The sequence below is a fragment of the Methylosinus sp. Sm6 genome (genome assembly GCF_019802345.1).
Taxonomy (GTDB): Bacteria; Pseudomonadota; Alphaproteobacteria; order Rhizobiales; family Beijerinckiaceae; genus Methylosinus.
The window spans coordinates 33402-50196 of the sequence record NZ_JAINDZ010000003.1 but is presented as its reverse complement, the minus strand read 5'-3'; the positions used below and the strand labels follow the sequence as shown (position 1 = coordinate 50196).

The window sequence follows — 16795 nt, the reverse complement described above, 5'->3', positions numbered from 1 at the left end:
GAAGCCATGACCGTGCAGGCGATCGACAAGAAGAGCGAAGCCGAGACGGCGCTCGCTGGCGCCTTCGAGGCGATGAAGGGCAAGGGCGCCGCGGCGCTGCGCCAGGCCTCTTGGGAATTCTTCGCGCGCAAAGGCCTGCCGACGCGGCGCGTCGAGGCGTGGCATTACACCGATCTGCGCGCGGCGCTGCGCAGCGTGGCGCCGCTCGGCGCGCCGGGAACGGTCGCCGTTCCGGCTGCGGCGGACGGGCGCGTGCGCCTCGTCGTCGCCGATGGCGCGTTTCGTCCGGATCTGTCAGACGTCGCCGCTCTGCCGGCCGGCGTCGAGCTGTCTTCGCTCGCCGATGCGCTGGCAAAGGACGATTCCGCTGTTCTGACCGCGCTCGGCCTACCCGAGAACGCCGGCGCCGACGCGGTCGTCGCGCTCAACGCCGCGCTGATGCAGGACGGCGTGGTGCTGCGCATCGCCCCGGCGACCGAGGTGGCGAAGACGATCGAGATTCTGCTGCTATCCTCGGGCGACGCCGCGCGCTCGGCCTTCACGCGCTCGCTCGTCGTCGTCGGCGACGGCGCCAAGGCCAAGATCGTCGAAACCTCCGTCGCGCTCGCGCCTGCCGGCGTGCAGGAGAACCATGTGCTCGCCTTTTCGATCGGCGCGGGCGCCGAGGTCGAGCATATCGCCGACATCGGCCCGCAGTCGGAAGCGGCGATCCGCCTGTTCAGCCTGATGGTGACGGCGCAGACCAAGGCCTCGTTCAAATCGCTCGGATTCGTCGAAGGCGGCGGCCTCGTGCGCCGGCAAATCTTCGCGCGTCTCGCCGGTGAGCAGGCGAGCCTCTCGCTCGATGGCGTCGCCCTGCTCGGCGGCAAGGATCACGCCGACACGACGCTCGTCGTCGAGCATGCGGCGCCGCATTGCCAGAGCCGCGAGCGCTTCCGCAGCGTGCTCGACGGCCAGTCGACCGGCGTGTTCCAAGGCAAGGTCGTGGTGCGTCCCGGCGCGCAGAAGACCGATGGCTCGATGCAGTCGCGGGCGCTTCTCCTCAGCGAGAACGCCACGATGAACAACAAGCCGGAGCTCGAGATCTTCGCCGACGACGTCGTTTGCGGCCATGGCGCCACTTGCGGCCGCCTCGACGCCGACCAGCTGTTCTATCTCGAGGCGCGCGGCCTGCCCAAGCGCGAGGCCGAGGCGCTGCTGATCGAAGGCTTCGCCGGCGAGATCGTCGACGCGGTCTCCGAGGAGGCGACACGCGAATCCTATTTCGCGCGCATTCGCTCCTGGCTCGGCAGACGGGAGGACGGCAAGTGAACCAGCCGCTCTTGAAGGAAGCGACCGCGGCCTATGACGTCGAGGCGATCCGTCGCGATTTTCCGATCCTCTCGGAAAAGCCCTATGGCAAGGATCTCGTCTATCTCGACAACGCCGCTTCGGCGCAGAAGCCGAAACAGGTGATCGAGCGCATCTCCCAGGTCTACGAGCACGAATACGCCAATGTGCATCGCGGCCTGCATTATCTCGCCAATGCGGCGACCGACGCCTACGAGGGCGCGCGCGAGACCTTGCGCCGCTTTCTCAACGCCGAGTCGCGCGAAGAGATCATCTTCACCCGCGGCGCCACCGAAGCCATCAATCTCGTCGCCTCGTCCTATGGCCTCGCCCATATCGGCGAGGGCGACGAGATCATCCTCTCGATCATGGAGCACCACTCCAACATCGTGCCCTGGCACTTTCTGCGCGAGCGCAAGGGCGCGGTGCTGAAATGGATCGAGACCGACGATGACGGCGTGTTCTCGCTCGAGGATTTCGAGAGGCTGATCACGCCGAAGACCAAGATCGTCGCGCTGACGCATATGTCCAATGTGCTGGCGGCGCCGACGCCGGTCGCCGATGTCGTGCGCATCGCTCACGCCCATGGCGTGCCGGTGCTGGTCGACGGCTCGCAGGGCGCCGTGCATCTCGACGTCGACGTGCGCGCGCTGGACGTCGATTTCTACGTCGTCACCGGCCACAAGCTCTATGGGCCGACCGGCATCGGCGCGGTCTATGGCAAGAAGAAATGGCTGGAGAGCCTGCCGCCCTTCGCCGGCGGCGGCGAGATGATCGAGATGGTCACGCGCGACACCGTCACCTACAACACGCCGCCGCATCGCTTCGAGGCGGGCACGCCGCCGATCGTGCAGGCGGCGGGGCTCGGCGCGGCGCTCGACTATATGCAGAAGATCGGCCGTCCGGCGATCCGCGCGCATGAAGCCGATGTCACGGCCTATGCGCATGAGCGGCTCGCCGACGTGCCGGGGCTGCGCATCTTCGGCCACGCCAAGGACAAGGGCCCGATCGTCGCTTTCGACATGCCGGAGGCGCACGCCCACGACATTGCGACCATCATCGACCGCTCCGGCGTCGCCGTGCGCGCCGGCACCCATTGCGCCATGCCGCTGCTGCAGCGTTTCAACGTCACCTCCACCTGCCGCGCTTCGTTCGCCATGTATAATACGCGCGGCGAGGTGGACCGCTTGGCGGAAGCGCTGTTGAAGGCCAAGGCGCTGTTTTCCTAAAAAGGAGCGACGAGCGTGACCAAGACGGATGATGCGGTGGAGCCGCAGGAAATCGTCGGCGATGCCGGCCTCTCGGCCGAAGCCCCCCTGCCACACGGCCGCACCAAGGAGCAGGTGGAGCAGCTGACGCAAAACATCATCGCTGCGCTGAAGACCGTGCAGGACCCGGAGATTCCGGCCGATATTTTCGAGCTCGGCCTCGTCTATCAGATCGACATCTCGCCGGAGGATGTGGTCCATATCGAGATGACCCTGACCGCGCCGGGCTGCCCGGTCGCCGGCCAGATCGTCGAGCAGGTGCAGAGCTCGGTGAGCCTCGTGCCGGGCGTTCTGGCGGTGGTGGTGAAGCTCGTCTTCGATCCGCCATGGGATCAGAGCCGCATGTCGGACGAAGCGCGCATGACGCTCGACATGTGGTGAGATCGGAGGGGCCGAATGAACGCTCCCGCGCCGAGAATCGACGGCTGTCTCGAGACGGCGATTTATGTCGACGATCTGGCGCGGGCGGCCCGGTTCTACGAGACGACGCTCGGCCTCTCGCCCATGTTTTCGGACGAGCGGCTCGTCGCCTATGATTGCGGTCCGCGCAGCGTGCTGCTGCTGTTCTTGCGCGGGGCGACAACCGAGACGGTGAGATTGCCCGGCGGCGAGATTCCGCCGCACGACGGTTTCGGCAGGATGCATTTTGCTCTGGCTACGCCGGCCGAAGATATGGAGCGTTGGGAGCGGCGCCTCGGCGAGACGGGAGTCGCGATCGAGGCGCGGATGGAATGGCCGCGCGGCGGGCGGAGCCTCTATTTCCGCGACCCCGACGGCAATCTCGTCGAGATCGCCTCGCCGGGCCTTTGGGCGAATTACTGAGCGCGCCGAGCGCTGCGGACGAATGGACCTAAGGAGAGAACAATGACGGTCATGACCCTCAGCGACGCCGCTGCCGAACGCGTGCGCGGCCTGCTCGCCGGGCACGAGAACCCCAGCGCCGGGCTGCGCATCTCGCTCGAAAAGAGCGGCTGCGCCGGCATGGCTTATAAGATGGAGCTGGCCGCGCCGGCGCCCGGCGACGAGGTGATCGAGGAGAAGGGCGCGCGCGTCATCGTCGACGGAGCCGCAGTGCTCTATCTGCTCGGAACGCGCATGGACGTCGAGACCTCGATGTTCTCGTCGAGCTTCGTGTTCCAGAATCCCAACCAGACCTCGGCTTGCGGCTGCGGCGAGAGCGTGGAGCTGCATCCGGCCGATCAGGGCGAGGCCGAGAAGCAGCTGCACGGCTGAGAACGAGGCGTCTTCGATCTGCAAAAATCAGCGAGCCTGAAGGCTCGCGGTCCAGGGCGAAGTTCGGACCGCGAGCCTTCAGGCTCGCATCTCTCCGCCGCCCCGCGAAACCGATTGCGCCGGCGCGCGTAAGGCGTTAGGCCGCTGGCTCGAAATCATCGCGGGACAGGGCATGGCGGAAAAGGGCCTCACTTATGCGCAGGCCGGGGTCGACATCGACGCCGGCAATCGTCTGGTGGACCTCATCCGCCCCGCGGTTCGCGCGACCCGCCGGCCGGGCGCGGACGGCGAGATCGGCGGCTTCGGCGGCCTGTTCGACCTGAAGGCGGCGGGATTTGCCGATCCCGTGCTGGTCGCGGCCAATGACGGCGTCGGCACCAAGATCAAGATCGCGATCGAATCCGGCATTCACGACACGATCGGGATCGATCTCGTCGCCATGTGCGTGAACGATCTCGTCGTCCAGGGCGCCGAGCCGCTCTTCTTCCTCGACTATTATGCGACCGGGAAGCTCGCGCCCGAGGCCGCGGCAGCGGTCGTATCGGGCATTGCGGCCGGCTGCGTCGAAGCCGGCTGCGCGCTGCTCGGCGGCGAGACGGCGGAAATGCCGGGCCTCTACGCGCGGGACGATTATGACCTCGCCGGCTTCGCCGTCGGCGCCGCCGAGCGGTCGCGCCTGCTGCCGCGCGCTGTGAAGGCAGGCGATATTTTGCTCGGCCTGCCCTCTTCCGGCGCCCATTCCAACGGCTTCTCGTTGATTCGTCGCATCGTCGCGCTCTCGGGCCTCGCCTTCGACGCGCCCGCGCCTTTTGCGCCGGGCGCGAGCCTCGCCCGCGCGCTGCTGACGCCGACGCGGATTTACGTGAAGCCGCTGCTCGCCGCGCTGAAGGCGAGCGACGCCATTCTGGCGCTCGCGCATATCACCGGCGGCGGCTTCCCCGACAATCTGCCGCGCGTCCTGCCGAAGGGCCTCGGCGCCACGCTCGATCTTTCGGCTTTCGCCGCTCCGCCCGTGTTCGCCTGGCTGGCGCAGCAGGGCGGCGTGGAGCAGGCCGAAATGCTGCGAACCTTCAACTGCGGAATCGGCATGGTGGTCGTCGCCGCGCGCGGGGGCACCGAGGATGCGCTGGCGGCGCTGCGCGCGGCCGGCGAAGCGCCGATCGCGATCGGCGAGATCGTCGACGCGGGCGACGGCCCCCGCGTCACGACGCGCGGGACGCTTCGCTTATGAGGCGGCGTACGGCGATCCTGATCTCGGGACGCGGCTCCAATATGGATGCGCTGATCGAGGCTGCGCGCGCCCCAGATTTTCCGGCGGAGATCGCGCTCGTCGCCTCCAACAAGCCGGACGCCGCCGGGCTGGCGCGCGCCAAGGCGCAGGGAATCGCCGTCGCCGCGGTCGACCACAAGATCTACGCCGGGCGCGAGGAGTTCGAGCGCTCGCTGCAGATCATCCTCTCGACCCATCGCATCGAGCTCATCTGCCTCGCCGGCTTCATGCGGCTGCTGACGCCCTGGTTCGTCGAGCAATGGCGCGGGCGCATGCTGAACGTCCACCCTGCCCTGCTGCCTGCCTATCGCGGGCTGCACACGCATCGCCGCGCTCTCGCCGACGGCGCGAAAATCCACGGCTGCACGGTGCATTTCGTCGTGCCGGAGATGGATGAAGGGCCGATCGTCGCCCAGGCCGCCGTGCCCGTGCTGGACGCGGACACGGAGGAGACGCTCGCCTCCCGCGTGCTCACGCAAGAGCATCTGCTCTATCCGCGCGCGCTGCGGCTCATCGCCTCCGACGCGGTTCGCGTCGAGGGCAATCGCGTGCTGGGCGCGGGTGCCGTCGCCCCTGGGACGCTGGCGGTTCCCTCTTCGGCGGCGGACGCGGCGGAGCAGGAGGCGCCGTCGCGAAATCCGTGAGCGAAGGGATAGGCCGCGCCGCTGCGGCATGGGCTGCGCGCGACGAAGGCGAAAAAATAAGCGCAGAGCGCCAGCAATTTGGCGAGAACGATCGCGCCGTCGGACGGCGCCGCGAACACAACGGCGGCGAGCCCCGAAAGGCCCGCGATACGCCAGATCCATCCGCCTCGAGCCATCATCGCCTCCGCCCGGTTGCCTCTTCGCCAGTCCTGTAGAGCGCACGCCGTGATTTTCCAAACTGTCCTGCCGCTAGGTCGCAAAACAGCTTGACGTTCTTGTTTTGTTCGTTTATCCGCACGAATCACGCGATCACCGCGCAACATCCGAGGGTCGATTGTCATGATTACCCTTTATTCGTTCGGACCATTCTTCGGCCTGCCCGACGCCAGTCCCTTCGTGCTCAAGGCCATGACCTTGTTGAAGCTCGCAGGCCTGCGCTACGTCGAGGATCACGGCGGCTATTCGCGCGCGCCGAAGGGGAAGCTGCCCTATATCGACGACGAGGGGACGATCATCGCCGATTCGGCCTTCATCCGCTTCCATATCGAACGAAAATACGGCGTCGATTTCGACCAGGGCCTTTCGGCCGAACAGCGCGCGAGCGGCTGGGCGATCGAGAAGATGCTGGAGGATCACTATTATTGGGCTCTCGTCCACACGCGCTGGGTCGACGACGCCAATTTCGCGGCGAGCGCGGCGCAATTCTTCGCCGCGGTTCCGGCGCCGTTGCGACGGCTGGTCGAGGCGATCGTGCGCCGGAAGATCGCCACGAGCCTGAGGGCGCAAGGGATGGGCCGGCATTCGCGCGAAGAGATCGCCGAGCTCGGCCGGCGCGACATTGAGGCGCTCGCCACCCTTATGGGCGACAAGCGCTTTCTCTTCGGCGACGCGGCCTGCGGCGCGGATGCGACTGCCTTCGCCTTCGTCGCGGAGAGTCTTGCTCCCGAGCTCGATTCGCCCTTGCGCGCCGCGACTTTGGCGAACGCCAATCTGGTCGCCTATCGCGACCGCATGCTCTCGGCCTATTTCCAGAAATACGCCGCCTGACGCGCGCGCGTCGCGATCAGCCGACGATCTCGTTGCCGGAGAAGAACTGCGGAATCTCGATCGCGGCGGTCTCCGGCGCATCGGAGCCATGCACCGAATTCTCGCCGATCGACACCGCGAATTCCTTGCGGATCGTGCCCGGATCGGCGCTCGCCGGATTGGTCGCGCCCATCACGGCGCGATATTTGGCGATCGCGCCCTCGCCCTCCAGAACCTGCACGACCACCGGGCCGGAGGTGATGCTCTCGATCAGCTCGCCGAAGAAGGGGCGCTCCTTATGGACGCCATAGAAGGTCTCGGCCTGCTCGCGCGTCATGCGGATGCGCTTCTGCGCGACGATGCGCAGGCCCGCGTCCTCGATGAGGGCGTTGATCTTGCCGGTCAGGTTCCGCTTGGTGGCGTCCGGCTTGATGATGGAGAAAGTGCGTTCGATCGCCATGCGCGCGTCGTCTCGTTCGTTCGGAATTGAAGAAGCGCGGCGCTTATAGCGAGCGGCCGGGGACGCGGCAACCCGCCCCGCGCGAATTGTCGCGCGCAGCGCCTGAGGCCAGCCGAAGCCTCGCGCGCGGAACCTTCGCCTCCCCGCGCGAATTGCGGAAGCGCGGGGCCGCTGATATGGCCTCGCTCTCGCGTCCGCTCCGATTCTAGAGCAGTTTTCGTTCCGAATGGATCGAAAACGGCTCCAGGTCTTGTTTAATTTGGAGCGAATTCTGATCGATCGAACGATTCCGTTCGATCGGAACGCGCTCTAGAGGGAAGGCTCGCCATGGCTTCCGATCCGCGTCCGCTCGTCGCCGGAAACTGGAAAATGCACGGGCTGAAGGCCGCGCTCGGCGAAATCGAGGCGATCGCCGCCGGCTATGACGCCCTCCGCCCGCGCGTGGAGCTGGTCGTGTGCCCGCCCGCGACGCTGCTCGCGGCGGCGGCCGGCCTCGCGACGCGCTATGGCCTCGGGCTCGGCGGACAGGATTGCCACGCCGAAGCGTCGGGCGCGCATACGGGCGATATCTCCGCCGCAATGCTGGCCGACGCCGGCGCCTCTTATGTAATCGTCGGGCACAGCGAGCGGCGCGCCGATCACGGCGAGAGCGACGCGCTCGTGCGCGCCAAGGCCAGCGCCGCGCTGCGCGCCGGCCTGACGCCGATCGTCTGCGTCGGCGAGACGCGCGCCGAACGCGATGCGGGGCGCGCCGTCGAGATCGTCGAGCGGCAGCTCGCCGGCTCTCTCCCGGACGATGTCGCGGCGGAGCGGCTCGTCGTCGCCTATGAGCCGGTCTGGGCGATCGGCACGGGACTGACGCCGACGACCGCCGACGTCGCCGGCATGCACGCGGCGATCCGCGCGCATCTCGACGCTCGCTTCGGCGCCGGGGCGAGCGCGCCAGCGCGCATCCTCTACGGCGGATCGGTCAAGCCGTCCAATGCGCGAGAGCTGCTCGGCGCCGAGCATGTCGACGGCGCGCTCGTCGGCGGCGCCTCGCTGACGGCGAAGGATTTTCTGGCCATCGCGCAAGCCTGCCGATGATCCGCCGCCGAGCCGCGGCTTGACACGATCCCGCGCGCCGATTTAACTCCAGTCCCATGACCTTCGTGCCCGCCGCGCCCTTCTATTGGTATTTCGGCTATCCCGCGCCGGCGGCGAAGGGCATGCGGGCGGTCGACACCTGACCGTCAGACCCGCGAAACCCCTGGAGCCGCCAGACCCGCTGGCGGCTTTTTTTGCGTCGCCGGCCTCATTCACCGCAAGGAGCCGCGCCGTGCCGACCGAAACCGACGATCTGCGCATCGTCAAGATCAAAGAGCTGACTCCACCCGCGACGATCATGCGCGAATTGCCGCGCAGCGAGCATGCGAGCCACGTCGTCGCATCCGCCCGCGCCGAATTGCGGGAGGTTCTGCGCGGCCGCGACGATCGTCTCGCCGTCGTCATCGGCCCCTGCTCCATCCATGATCCGGACGCCGCCCTCGATTATGCGCGCAAGCTCGCGCGGGCGCGCGACGAGCTCTCCGACCGGCTCCTGATCATCATGCGCGTCTATTTCGAGAAGCCGCGCACGACGGTCGGCTGGAAAGGCCTCATCAACGATCCGCGCCTCGACGGCAGCTTCGACATCGAGACGGGGCTGCGCCTCGCGCGGCGCCTGCTGCTCGAGGTGAATGAGCTCGGCCTGCCCGCCGGCTGCGAGTTCCTCGACATGACGACGCCGCAATATATCGCCGATCTCGTGGGCTGGGGCGCGATCGGCGCGCGCACCACGGAGAGCCAGGTCCATCGCGAGCTGGCCTCCGGCCTCTCCTGCCCGATCGGCTTCAAGAACGGAACCGACGGCAATGTGCGCATCGCCGTCGACGCGGCGCTGTCGGCCGCGCAGCCGCATCATTTCCTCGCCGTCACCAAGGATGGGCGCTGCGCCATCGCCGCGACCAGCGGCAATGAGGATTGCCACCTCATCCTGCGCGGCGGCAAGACGCCGAACTTCGACGCCGCCAGCGTCGCCGCCGCCTGCGCCGAGGCGGGGAAATCCGGCGTCTCGCCTTTCGTCATGGTCGACGCCTCGCACGCCAACAGCGGCAAGAAGCCGGAGAACCAGCCTCTCGTGATCGAGGAGCTGGCGCAACGCATCGAAGCCGGCGAGCGCAGCGTCATCGGCGTGATGATCGAGAGCCATCTCGTCGGAGGCCGCCAGGACCTCGTCGCCGGACGCCCGCTCGTCTACGGCCAGAGCGTCACCGACGGCTGCCTCGATTGGCCGCTGTCGGTCGATTGCCTGCGCCGGCTCGCCGGGGCCGTCGAGCGCCGGCGCGTGGCGGCGACGATCGAGGCGAGGCTCTGACCCCGGGGCGCGGCCTGCGACGATCCGCCACATCGGAGTCGTACGAGCGCCGTGGGACAGACTTGGCGCGGCCACGAAGCGCGCCTGCGAGGGCCGATGGAGTCGACGCAAATGGAAGTTTCTCTGGACCAGGCCGTGGAGATCCACGCCCGCGTGCTCACGCATCGGCTGGCGCGCGAAGCGCCCGCCAAAGCGCGGGAACACGCGATGGATCTGCAGCGCGCCGGCGACGACGAGGGTCACGAGGTGTGGCTCAAAGTCGCCCACACGGCCGAGCGTTTGCTCGGCGGGGAGGCCGCCTCCACGGCCGAGGCGACGCAGCTTCAGTAATCTCCACAGGCGCGGCGTCACGAAAGGTCAGTCTGAGACCGTTAGAGCCCCCGTCGACTCGAAAGTCGACGGAGCCGATAATGACCTTCCTGACGGAATCGCTCGAGCCCTTCGGCCTGCCCTGCGTCCCGCAGTCGGCTCCGTCCGACGCGCATCAACGCAGGCTGAACAGCTATCTGCTCAACCGCCATCGCGGCGCGGCGGCGGTTCGCGACATCATCCTCGCCGACATTCGCGGCTTCGCCGATCTCGGCTTGCCCGATGTCGCCGCGGATCTCGCGATCGTCTTGCGACTGCTGCTCGTCAAATGCCCTGAGGCGCGCGCCGAGATGCGCCGGCTGCCGGCCTGGGACGATAGCGCAGCGGCGCGCCTCGGGCTATAGGCGGCGCTTCGGCCATTCTGCAGCCTCGAGAGCGAAGCCTTCAGGCTCGCCCTTTCACCCCTGTCAACTCGGCTGAATCACGCCACTAGGCGCTGGCCGGCGCGGAGAGCACGGAATCGAGAGCGGCGAGAATGCGCTCGACGGCGGCGCTCTCCTGTTCGAAATAAGCGCGCTCTTGCCGTTCCAGCTCGTCCGCGCCATCGGGCTCGCAAAGCTCGCGTCGAATATCGCACAGACGCTCCGCCCGCCGTCGCAGCGTGCCGACGAGCGCTTCCACGTCGCTGCGCGCGAGCGTGAGCACGACGGTCTGTTCCATCTTCCCCTCCTCGAGAAATAGAACAAATGGCGTCGGCGCCATGTGTACGCAACGAGCCGAGCGGGCAAAGCATTGATCCATCGCAAATGCGCTCCAAATGGGAAAAAACTTTTCCCGAACGAGGGAGGAACGACAAATGGAACGCCGTCAATTCGTCGCCGCCATCGGCGCCGCCGCCGCGGCGACGTCGGCCCGGGCTTTTGCTCAGGCGACCGCGCCGGGCGCGCCTGTCCATCACCATCCGGCAAAATTCCGCACGCTGATGGAGACGAGCGCCAAATGCGTGTCCACGGGCAATGAATGCCTGCGCCATTGCTTCGGCATGCTGTCGATGAACGACGCCAGCATGGCCGATTGCACCAAGGCGTCCTACGATCTCGTCGCCGCCTGCGCGGCGCTGGAGACGCTGTCCGCGGTCAATTCGCCCGCGACGCCGGCGCTGGCGAAGACCGTCTATGACGTCTGCATGGCCTGCAAGAAGGAATGCGACCGCTTCCCGCAATATGTGGAATGCAAGAATTGCGGCGATGCGTGCAAGGCCTGCGCGGACGAATGCCAGAGAGTGTCGAGCTGACCAGCCGCCGCGCTCGGCGCGCGCGAGAGACGCGAGGCGCCGCCGCTGGGCGCAGCGTCGCCTCCGCGCGGGCGAGCACGTTCGAGTCGTGATCTTTTGTCGTCCTTGCCAAAAACATGACGTCAGGGCATTCTTCGCGTGAAGCTCTAGCTGGCGCTCGAGGGCGTCCGTTTTTTCAATTTCTGCTCATGCGGGGAATTTTCACGATGAAGCTGCATCTGATCCTGGCGCTCGTCGTCACGGCGCTGTCCACTCTCGCCACGCAGCCGGCGCGGTCTGCGAGCTACTCGTTCACCTCGCTGACCTATTCAGGAAACTTCCAGCGCGGCGGCCAGATGAATGTCGTCGCCACGCTGACCTCGTCGGCGGCGATCAACTCGAATTCAGTGTGTGTGACTTTCGTCGCCGCGGACCAGTATAATTTCTGGAGCTGTCGCCCGGTGTCGCTCGCCGCCGGCGTCAACACGATCGATTTCGACCTGACCATACCCGCCAACTCCGAAATCACCAGCTACAACGGATTTATCACCGTCAACAACAACAATCCATGGACCGAGCTCGCTCACTCGCCGACCCTGGCGACATTGACGGTCTCCCAATTCTCGCCGGCTGTGCTCTTCACATTTTCTTCGCTCAATTACACCGGAGCCGCAGTGAGAGGCGGGCAGTTGAACGTGACCGCCGTTTTCAACGCCTCGACGGCGACAACCTCCGATTCGGTCTGCGTCGGATTCGTGGCGCCAGATCAATATGCATTCTGGAAATGCCTGCCCATGACGATCAACGCCGGCGTCAATACGAAGAATTTGACGGTCGACATTCCGGCCGACGCCGAGCTCACGACCTATACGGGGACGATCGGGATCGCTTATAACAATCCATGGACCGACATCGCGCGGTCGCCCGTGCTGTCGACAGTCGCCGTCGGCGCCAATCCCTCGACCAGCCCGCCGCCGCTCACCGGCAATGGGGCGGCTCTGGTTTGGCAGCAGGACTTCAGCGTCACGCCGCTGACCTTGCGGACCGGCGCGAACCCGACCGCGGGCGTGTGGATGCCGAACGACATGACCTGGCAGTCGCCCGTGCAGGGCTATGTCGATTTCGCCGTGCAGCCTTGCGCCGCGGCCGATGTCGCCTCCGGCGTCTGCACCCGCGCCGGCGGCACTTTCGACATCAATCCTAATGATCCGACCATGCTCGGCGTGAGCCCGTTCAGCCAGGGGAACGGCTATCTGACCATTTCCGCGCGCCCGACGCCGAGCAATCTCGTGTCGGCGATCCAGGCGGAGATGACGGCGCAGGGAAACGGCGGACTGGTCCCGTCCTACATCGGCGGACATCTCCAGACCAATCCGGCGGTCTTTCCCGGATTCACCTATGGCTATTTTGAATTTCGCGCCGCCTTTCCGAATGGCGGGCGAGGAATGGCTGCGGCGCTCTGGTTCTATTCGACGCCGGGGCAAAACCCCGGCAGGCCGCGCGCGGAAATCGATCTGGTCGAATTCTTCGGGCATTCCGACGTGTTCTACACGACGATATATTCCGGCATAGACAACAACAACGTCGGAACCAGCGTCGGAGAGCATGCAGCCTATATCGATGGGAACTTTCACACCTATGGCGTCGACTGGACGTCCGATTATATCGATTTTTATGTCGACTATCATCTGGTCTATTCGGCGCCGCCGTCGCTCGCCATCGCCTATCGTGGCCTGTCGCTGAGCCCGATGTTGAACTACGCCGCGGACTCGAACTGGATGGAGTCCAACATATATTTGCGTCCCGACGCGACGACGCCCTTCCCGCTCCTCATGCATGTCAACTACGTCCGGCTCTACGACAAGAGGCCATTCACTCCCGTACCGTGACCGCGCCCGCGCCGCGCGCATTTGCATAGAGCGATCGCGCGGCGCGCTCAGCCCGCGAGCATCCGCATCGCCGCCTCGTGCAGGCGGCGGTCGCCGGCCGCGATGATCGCGCCTCCCTGCGCGGCGGAGCCGCCGTCCCAGGTGGTGACGATCCCGCCCGCGCCTTCCACGATCGGGATCAGCGCGACAATGTCGTAAGAATTGAGATTGGTCTCGATGACGAGATCGACATGCCCCGCGGCGAGCGCGCAATAGGCATAGCAGTCGCCGCCATAGCGCGAGAGACGCGTCGTCGCCTCCACGCGGAAGAAGGCGTCGCGCAGCTGCTCGTCGATCAGCTTGGGCGACGTCGTCATCAAGGTTGCCTCGGCGAGGTCCGCGCAGGCGCGCACGCGCAGCCGGCGGCGCTCCTCGGCCGCGGGCTGCTGCGCCTTCCGCGCCGGCTCCGCTGGGCGTCGCGCCGGGCCGCGCCAAAAAGCCGCCTCCCCGTCCCCGGAAAAGCGCTCGCGCGTGAAGGGCTGATGCATCAGCCCGTAGCAGGGACGCCCGCGATGGGTGAGGCCGATCAACGTGCCCCACAGCGGAAGCCCGCAGATGAAGCTCTTGGTGCCGTCGATCGGATCGAGCACCCAGACATATTCGGCGTCCTCGCGCAGATTGCCGAACTCCTCGCCGATGATCCCATGGCTCGGAAAGGCGCCCTCGATCAGCCGGCGCATGGCGAGCTCGGCGGCGCGGTCGGCCTCGGTCACCGGATCGAAGGCGCCGCCATGGGCCTTGTCCTCGGCCGCCAGGCTCGTGCGGAAGAACGGCAGAATCGCCTCGCCCGAAGCGTCGGCGAGACGCTCGACGAATTTCTCGAAATCGACGGCGGTCATGCGTTCGCTCCTCGCGCGGCCTATTCGGCGGCGGCGCGCTGCTCGCGCGGTCCGACGGTCTGCGCCAGCAGTCGCGCCAGCTCGCCGAGCCGCGCGACGAGCAGATCGAACGCGTCATTGCGCGCGAGATCGCCCTCGTCCATGTAGAGGTTGCGCGCGATCTCGATCTGCACCGCATGCGACCCGGCGGACGGCCTGCCGTAATGCTCGGTGATATAGCCGCCCGCATAGGGCCGGTTGCGCTGCACGTGATAGCCCCATTGCTCGAGCCGCGTCTCGATCGTCTCGACGATCTCCGCGGAGCAGCTGGCGCCGAAACGGTCGCCGAGCACGAAATCGGGCTTGCGCCGATCGCCGCGCGGCGTCGGGCTCTCCTTGGCGACATTGGACGGCATCGAATGGCAGTCGACGAGCAGAGCGACGCCGAAGCGACGCCGCGCCCGCTCCATCAGCTCGCGCAGCGCCGCGTGATAGGGCTTGTGCAGCTTTTCGATGCGGCGCAGCGCCTCGCCGACGCGAAGCCGCGTGGCGTAGATCTCGCGGGCGTCGGCGACGACGCGCGGAATGGTGCCGAGGCCCGCGGCGACCCTCAGCGAGCGCGTATTGGCGAATTCCGGCAGCGGGTCCTCGAACATGCGGGGATCGAGCTCGTAAGGCTCGCGATTGAGATCGAGATAGGCGCGCGGGAAATGCGCCTTGATGAGCGGCGCGCCGGTCGCCGGCGCGAGAGCGAACAGCGCATGCACATGCGCATCCTCCGACCGGCGCAGGCTCGCAATGTCGAGCCGCGAGCTCGCGAGAAAGCCGGCCGGATAGAGGTCGCCGGAATGAGGCGAGGAGAAGACGAGCGGAGAGGCGAGCTCCTCGGGCTCGAGCACCTCGAAGGGAAAAGCGAGCTCGGGATCCGGCGGCGTCACGGCCTGCGTCCCCTCGCCACGCTCGTCTTCCTTCCTCGGCTCGGAACTCATCGACTGGGGCCCTCGATCTCTTCGCGAACGATCCGATCCATCACCATAGACCGATCGGCTGCGGGATTCCCGATTTTTTATCGATATGCGAAACAAGGGCCACGGCATGGCGGCTCGAGCGCCGCCGCGCGCTCGCCATTTCACCCGATTTTTACCAAACTGCGCCCTTATGCTTCGAAAAGCGAGGAGCGATATGACCGAGAAGATTTCCGCGAAAATCCTGCTGGCGGAGGACGACAACGACATGCGGCGCTTTCTGGTGAGAGCGCTGCAGACGGCGGGATTCGCCGTCAAATCGTTCGACAACGGGCTCGCCGCCTATGATCAGCTGAGAGTCGAGCCGTTCGAGCTGCTGCTCACAGATATCGTGATGCCGGAGATGGACGGCATAGAGCTCGCCCGGCGCGCGACCGAGCTCGACCCCGAGATCAAGGTGATGTTCATCACCGGCTTCGCCGCGGTCGCGCTCAATCCGGACAATCAGGCTCCGCGCCAGGCCAAGATTCTCTCCAAGCCCTTCCATCTTCGAGACCTCGTCAACGAGGTGCAGCGTCTGCTCGCCGCCTGACGCGGCTCCGCAACGAGACGCGCGCTTGCTCCTTGCCGCGCATTGCGCTAAGAGCGCGCCCAATCTGCGGATGTCGAGGAAAGAGATATGAAGAAGGAAATCCACCCCGATTATCATACGATCAAGGTCGTCATGACCGACGGGTCGGAATATTTCACCCGCTCGACCTGGGGCTCGGAGGGGGACATCCTGAACCTCGACATCGACCCCAAGACTCATCCGGCCTGGACCGGCGGCTCGCAGCAGCTGCTCGACCGCGGCGGCCGCCTGTCGCGCTTCAACTCGCGCTTCGGGAATATGTCTTTCGGCAAGAAGTGATCTGATTTCCGGCTGATCGGACAGCGGCCGCGTCGAGACCGCCGGTCCCCCCCGCCCCTCGGAGACGCCCGCGCAGCGGGCGTCTCCGAGGGGCGGGGCGCGCTGTCGCGCCTCCCGGAGCGTTTCTTGCTCAGCGCAGAAAGCGACTCAGTTTCGATTTTGCCGCGAGGCGCAGTGATCGATCGGAGCCATTGGAGCGGGAGCCGCGCGCGGCTCTCCCATTTCTGTTGCTCTCACTTGCCGGTCGCGAAGGCGTTGCGTAGCGTCTGCAGCTGCGCCTCGACCGGACTCGGCGAGGCGCTTGTCGCCGGAAGCGCGGTCGCGCCATAGATCAGCTGATCGAGATGGATGACGCGCGCCTGCAGGCGCAGCGAGTGGATGGCGATGTCGCGCAGCTTCTCCGGCAGATGCGAGAAAATCTCCGGATTGGATGCGAGCTCCTGCTGAGACAGCCTCACCTTGTGCTTGTCGCTCGCGGCCTGCGCCCGAGTGATCTCCCCTTGATTGACGGCGCGCTGCAGCAGCAGCCACGAGGCGATCTGCATGAGGCGGGTCGTCAGCCGCATGCTCTCGGCCGCGTAAGCAAGGGCCTCTGGACGCGGCAGCGATTTGGCGTCCTCCCGGCCAGAACCGTCGAGATAGGCGGCCGCCTCCTCGACCAGCGCCATGCCCTCCCGGAACAGGGCGCCGAACGCCTCCGAACCTGCGAGCTTCTCCGCGAAGGACACGGGAGGCTGCACGCTTTCGACCAAATCCGACGCTTGCGCCATTTGACACGCTCTCGAACGCTTCGCTACGCCGCGGAGTCTCACCATCCGCGGTCCGATCGGCTACCTATGTATCGCAATTTCGCCGGGCGCGCCTTATTAGGTTTTGCTTAACCTTAATCTTTGATTCCGTACGTAATGCCGCGCTCTGGCCGCGTAAGGCCGAAGCAGACGGCCGGCTCCGGGTCGGGCTGCGCGTG

At 66.5% G+C, this 16795-nt stretch carries 21 protein-coding genes; 16 read left to right on the top strand and 5 right to left on the bottom strand.

Annotated elements, in window-relative coordinates; genetic code table 11:
- Nucleotides 1-6 precede the first annotated feature (6 nt).
- From sufD to K3F48_RS03020, 8 genes are all read left to right on the top strand, one after another.
- The gene (gene sufD, locus K3F48_RS03055) at nucleotides 7-1311 is read left to right on the top strand and encodes a Fe-S cluster assembly protein SufD (RefSeq protein ID WP_222573935.1); all 1305 of its coding nucleotides are present in this window, start codon (nucleotides 7-9) and stop codon (nucleotides 1309-1311) included.
- Nucleotides 1308-2558: a cysteine desulfurase gene (locus tag K3F48_RS03050; protein ID WP_222573934.1), complete on the top strand. Its 1251-nt coding sequence runs from the start codon at nucleotides 1308-1310 to the stop codon at nucleotides 2556-2558. The genes sufD and K3F48_RS03050 overlap by 4 nt, the downstream gene beginning before the upstream one ends.
- 51 nt (nucleotides 2559-2609) lie before the next feature.
- A complete protein-coding gene (locus tag K3F48_RS03045) occupies nucleotides 2610-2978 on the top strand; it encodes an iron-sulfur cluster assembly protein (protein WP_222574091.1) in 369 nt (122 codons plus the stop codon).
- A 15-nt stretch (nucleotides 2979-2993) separates the two neighbouring features.
- Complete coding sequence (locus K3F48_RS03040; RefSeq protein WP_222573933.1) at nucleotides 2994-3419, top strand: VOC family protein; 426 nt, start codon at nucleotides 2994-2996, stop codon at nucleotides 3417-3419.
- A 42-nt stretch (nucleotides 3420-3461) separates the two neighbouring features.
- The gene (locus K3F48_RS03035) at nucleotides 3462-3830 is read left to right on the top strand and encodes an iron-sulfur cluster assembly accessory protein (RefSeq protein WP_222573932.1); all 369 of its coding nucleotides are present in this window, start codon (nucleotides 3462-3464) and stop codon (nucleotides 3828-3830) included.
- Nucleotides 3831-4002: 172 nt separating this feature from the next.
- Entirely contained in the window at nucleotides 4003-5061 is a 1059-nt protein-coding gene (gene purM, locus K3F48_RS03030; RefSeq protein WP_222573931.1) for a phosphoribosylformylglycinamidine cyclo-ligase, read from the top strand.
- The gene (gene purN / locus K3F48_RS03025) at nucleotides 5058-5744 is read left to right on the top strand and encodes a phosphoribosylglycinamide formyltransferase (RefSeq protein WP_222573930.1); all 687 of its coding nucleotides are present in this window, start codon (nucleotides 5058-5060) and stop codon (nucleotides 5742-5744) included. Before purM ends, purN begins: the two co-directional genes overlap by 4 nt.
- Before the next feature lie 339 nt (nucleotides 5745-6083).
- A complete protein-coding gene (locus tag K3F48_RS03020; protein ID WP_222573929.1) occupies nucleotides 6084-6791 on the top strand; it encodes a glutathione S-transferase family protein in 708 nt (235 codons plus the stop codon).
- 16 nt (nucleotides 6792-6807) lie between these two features.
- On the opposite strand, the gene ndk is transcribed toward K3F48_RS03020, so the two are convergent.
- Entirely contained in the window at nucleotides 6808-7230 is a 423-nt protein-coding gene (gene ndk, locus K3F48_RS03015; protein WP_222573928.1) for a nucleoside-diphosphate kinase, read from the bottom strand.
- 327 nt (nucleotides 7231-7557) lie between these two features.
- Here ndk and tpiA point away from each other — a divergent pair, with 327 nt between their 5' ends.
- The 4 genes from tpiA to K3F48_RS02995 all read left to right on the top strand — a co-directional run bounded on the left by tpiA (nucleotide 7558) and on the right by K3F48_RS02995 (nucleotide 10338).
- On the top strand, nucleotides 7558-8316 hold the full coding sequence (gene tpiA, locus K3F48_RS03010) for a triose-phosphate isomerase (RefSeq protein ID WP_222573927.1): 759 nt from the start codon (nucleotides 7558-7560) through the stop codon (nucleotides 8314-8316).
- A gap of 232 nt (nucleotides 8317-8548) precedes the next feature.
- Nucleotides 8549-9625, top strand: a complete 1077-nt coding sequence (locus tag K3F48_RS03005) for a 3-deoxy-7-phosphoheptulonate synthase (RefSeq protein ID WP_222573926.1) — start codon at nucleotides 8549-8551, stop codon at nucleotides 9623-9625.
- A gap of 111 nt (nucleotides 9626-9736) precedes the next feature.
- On the top strand, nucleotides 9737-9955 hold the full coding sequence (locus tag K3F48_RS03000; RefSeq protein WP_222573925.1) for a hypothetical protein: 219 nt from the start codon (nucleotides 9737-9739) through the stop codon (nucleotides 9953-9955).
- 80 nt (nucleotides 9956-10035) lie between these two features.
- Nucleotides 10036-10338, top strand: a complete 303-nt coding sequence (locus tag K3F48_RS02995; protein WP_222573924.1) for a hypothetical protein — start codon at nucleotides 10036-10038, stop codon at nucleotides 10336-10338.
- 85 nt (nucleotides 10339-10423) lie between these two features.
- Here the strand turns inward: K3F48_RS02995 and K3F48_RS02990 are convergent, their stop codons facing one another.
- The gene (locus K3F48_RS02990) at nucleotides 10424-10654 is read right to left on the bottom strand and encodes a hypothetical protein (protein ID WP_222573923.1); all 231 of its coding nucleotides are present in this window, start codon (nucleotides 10652-10654) and stop codon (nucleotides 10424-10426) included.
- Nucleotides 10655-10790: 136 nt separating this feature from the next.
- Here K3F48_RS02990 and K3F48_RS02985 point away from each other — a divergent pair, with 136 nt between their 5' ends.
- On the top strand, nucleotides 10791-11228 hold the full coding sequence (locus K3F48_RS02985; protein ID WP_222573922.1) for a four-helix bundle copper-binding protein: 438 nt from the start codon (nucleotides 10791-10793) through the stop codon (nucleotides 11226-11228).
- Nucleotides 11229-11434: 206 nt separating this feature from the next.
- Nucleotides 11435-13096: a family 16 glycosylhydrolase gene (locus K3F48_RS02980; RefSeq protein ID WP_222573921.1), complete on the top strand. Its 1662-nt coding sequence runs from the start codon at nucleotides 11435-11437 to the stop codon at nucleotides 13094-13096.
- Nucleotides 13097-13143: 47 nt separating this feature from the next.
- On the opposite strand, the gene hisN is transcribed toward K3F48_RS02980, so the two are convergent.
- Nucleotides 13144-13974, bottom strand: coding sequence for a histidinol-phosphatase (gene hisN / locus K3F48_RS02975; protein ID WP_222573920.1), 831 nt, complete (start codon nucleotides 13972-13974; stop codon nucleotides 13144-13146).
- A 20-nt stretch (nucleotides 13975-13994) separates the two neighbouring features.
- A complete protein-coding gene (locus K3F48_RS02970) occupies nucleotides 13995-14942 on the bottom strand; it encodes an N-formylglutamate amidohydrolase (RefSeq protein ID WP_222573919.1) in 948 nt (315 codons plus the stop codon).
- Nucleotides 14943-15135: 193 nt separating this feature from the next.
- On the opposite strand from K3F48_RS02970, the gene cpdR reads away from it, so the two are divergent.
- Complete coding sequence (gene cpdR / locus K3F48_RS02965) at nucleotides 15136-15510, top strand: cell cycle two-component system response regulator CpdR (protein ID WP_003610918.1); 375 nt, start codon at nucleotides 15136-15138, stop codon at nucleotides 15508-15510.
- An 87-nt stretch (nucleotides 15511-15597) separates the two neighbouring features.
- Nucleotides 15598-15828: a 50S ribosomal protein L31 gene (gene rpmE / locus K3F48_RS02960; protein ID WP_222573918.1), complete on the top strand. Its 231-nt coding sequence runs from the start codon at nucleotides 15598-15600 to the stop codon at nucleotides 15826-15828.
- A 233-nt stretch (nucleotides 15829-16061) separates the two neighbouring features.
- On the opposite strand, the gene K3F48_RS02955 is transcribed toward rpmE, so the two are convergent.
- A complete protein-coding gene (locus tag K3F48_RS02955; RefSeq protein WP_222573917.1) occupies nucleotides 16062-16598 on the bottom strand; it encodes a DUF1465 family protein in 537 nt (178 codons plus the stop codon).
- Between the last annotated feature and the right edge of the window lie 197 nt (nucleotides 16599-16795).